Raw genomic sequence first — 3,081 nt, 5'->3', positions numbered from 1 at the left:
CGCGCCGGCCCTCCTGGCGCGGCTGGACCTGCCGCTCGCCCAGGGCGACACGGCGGCGACCGTGGCCGAGGGCAGGGTCGACGGTTACGACGCGGCGGACCAACTCATGGACGTTCGCCTGCCCGGGGGCGGCGCATTGCTGGTGGCCACCGCCCATCCCCACCCGCCGGGCACGGCCGTGCGCTTTCGGGTGCAGGCGCGCGATGTGACAGTGGCGCTGGCCGCGCCGCTGCACAGCAGCGTGCTGAACGTGCTGCCGGCGCGGGTGGTGGCGCTGCGCGAGGACGGCCCGGGGCTGGCCATGGTGGCGCTCGATGCCCAGGGCACGCCCCTGCTCGCCCGCGTCACCCAGCGCTCGGCACGCACCCTGGGGCTGGCTCCGGGCCTGCCGGTTTTCGCGCAGATCAAGGGCGTGGCGCTGCTCGTTTGACCCCTGCCGTGCAGGGGCGGCACGGCCGCTGCACGCCGGGGAAAGGCACTATCGGGCCATGCGTTCCCAATGCCCCCCGAATAGGCGCTGTCCTACAAACCCAAGCGCCACTCCCGCGCAGCGACGACCCCGCGGGACGTGCCCCAATGGGTTTTGTGAACCGGTTGCGCTGGCGCGCCCTGCGCCGCGGAGCGCCCACTCCCCCAAGGATCCAAGCCCGTGCCTTTGCCCCACACCGCCCTGCTGACCGCCCACGACGCCTATCTCCTTCGCGAAGGAACGCATTCACGCCTCTACCAGGCCATGGGCTGCCACCTGCGCAGCGAGGGCGGCGGCGCGGACTTTTCCGTCTGGGCACCCAACGCCGCATCGGTCTCGGTCATCGGCGACTGGAATGGCTGGAACCCCGATGCGGATGTGCTCCACGCCCGGTCCGATGGCAGCGGCATCTGGGAGGGAGCCTCCCCCCACGCCGCGCACGGCCAAGCCTACAAATACCGCATCGTGTCGCACAACGGGGGCCGCGTGCTCGAAAAGGCCGACCCCTTCGCCGTGTGTGCCGAATTGCCTCCCAACACCGCATCGCGCATCTGGTCGCTCGACTACGAATGGGGCGACAGCGACTGGATGGCATCGCGCGGGCCGCGCAACGCGCTGGATGCGCCGATGTCCATCTACGAGATGCACCCCGGCTCCTGGCGCCGCCGAAACGGCCAGTTCATGAACTACCGCGAACTGGCCCATGAACTGGCGGACTACGTGACGTCCCTGGGTTTCACGCACGTGGAGCTGATGCCCATCACCGAACACCCGTTCTACGGCTCCTGGGGCTACCAGACCACCGGGTACTTCGCGCCCACCTCGCGCTACGGCACCCCGCAGGACTTCATGTACTTCGTGGACCACCTGCACCAGCGCGGCATCGGCGTGCTGCTGGACTGGGTTCCCTCCCACTTTCCGGTGGACGCCCACGGGCTGGCGGAGTTCGATGGCACCCACCTGTACGAGCATTCGGACCCGCGCCAGGGTTTCCACCCCGAATGGAGCTCGGCCATCTTCAATTACGGCCGGCACGAGGTGCGCAGCTTTCTCATCTCCTCCGGCCTGTTCTGGCTCGACAAGTACCACCTGGACGGGCTGCGCGTGGATGCGGTCGCGTCCATGCTCTATCTGGACTACGCCCGCAAGGACGGCGAGTGGATACCCAACCGCCACGGCGGTCGCGAGAACCTGGAAGCCATCGAGTTCATGCGGCTGCTCAACCGAGCTGTCTACCGCGACCACCCGGACACGGTCAGCATCGCGGAGGAATCCACCGCCTGGCCGATGGTCTCGCGCCCCGTGGAGATGAACGGCCTGGGCTTTGGCATGAAGTGGAACATGGGCTGGATGCACGACACGCTGGCCTACCTGAAGGAAGACCCGGTCAACCGTCGATACCACCACCACAAGCTCACGTTCTCGCTGGTGTATGCCTTCAACGAGAACTTCGTGCTGCCGCTCTCGCACGACGAAGTGGTGTACGGCAAGGGCTCGCTGATCAACAAGATGCCCGGCGACGAGTGGCAGCAGTTCGCCAACCTGCGCACGCTGTTCGGCCTGATGTGGTCGCACCCGGGCAAGAAGCTGCTCTTCATGGGCGGCGAGTTCGGCCAGCGCCGCGAGTGGACGCACGAAGGCGAACTCGAATGGTGGGTGTGCGACAGCCCGTTGCACGGTGGCGTGCAGCGCCTGATCCGCGAACTCAACCGCGTCTATCGCAGCGAGCCCGCTCTGCATGAAGTGGACTTTTCGGCGGAGGGTTTTCAATGGGTGGAGGCCGACGACGCCGGGCAGAGCGTGATCGCCTTCCTGCGCAAGCCCAGCCATCGGGCGGCGCGGGAAGATGGCGCCGGCCCGGTGCTGGTGGTCTGCAACCTCACGCCCGTGCCGCGCACCAACTACCTGGTGGGCGTGCCGTCCTCCGGCTACTGGCAGGAGTTGCTCAACAGCGACGCGCGCGAATTCGGCGGCGCCGGCTGGGGCAACCTGGGCGGCGTGGAGGCCGCGCCTGTGCGGTCGCACCAGTGGGAACAATCGCTGTGCCTCACGCTGCCGCCGCTCTCCACCCTCATCTTCCGACAGGAGCCTGCGCGCCATGCCAAAGCCTGACACCCTGCCCTCTTCTTTCCGCCCTGCGGCCAATGCCTCTGCGGCGTCGCCAGCGAGCCCGTCCACTCTGGTGACCCCGATCGGCGGTACAGACGGCCGTGTGCGCGCCGTGGTCGAAGCCGTGCTCCCCTGCGTGGACGGCGGTCGCTTTGCCGCCAAGCGCGTGGCCGGCGAACCGACCCGCATCACCGCGCACTGTTTCACCGACGGGCACGACGTCTTGCGCGTGGCGCTGCAGTGGTGGCGCGACCGGGATGGCAACGCCACCACAGCCCCCGCAGAAGCCACCGAAGTGGCCATGGAGGCCAGCGGCAACGACGAATGGGTGGCCGACTTCACCCCACCCGAGCCGGGCCTGTACCGCTACACCGTGTCCGCCTGGGTGGACCCGTTCGAATCCTGGCGCCGGGAACTCGAACGCCGCGTCGACCCGCAGGACATCCGCGTCGCCGCGCGCGTGGGCGCGGCGGAAGCCCTGGCGGCCGCCCAGCGTGCCAGCG

Annotated in this window: 3 protein-coding genes; all 3 read left to right on the top strand. The window is 68.8% G+C overall.

All coding sequences use genetic code 11. The annotated features are described in order from the left end of the window. A partial coding sequence (locus tag AC27KI_RS21810; protein WP_487115791.1) for a TOBE domain-containing protein occupies positions 1-430 on the top strand: 430 nt, incomplete at its 5' end. Between the two features lie 225 nt (positions 431-655). After that, positions 656-2,581, top strand: coding sequence for a 1,4-alpha-glucan branching protein GlgB (gene glgB / locus AC27KI_RS21805; protein WP_317360375.1), 1,926 nt, complete (start codon positions 656-658; stop codon positions 2,579-2,581). Then, positions 2,568-3,081: maltotransferase domain-containing protein (locus tag AC27KI_RS21800; RefSeq protein WP_487115789.1), on the top strand; the 514-nt coding region annotated here is incomplete at its 3' end. The genes glgB and AC27KI_RS21800, both read left to right, overlap by 14 nt.

This window comes from Acidovorax sp. KPB24-03, from assembly GCF_057546605.1.
Note: the sequence above shows the minus strand (reverse complement) of the source record. Positions and strands in the feature narration are given on the sequence as shown.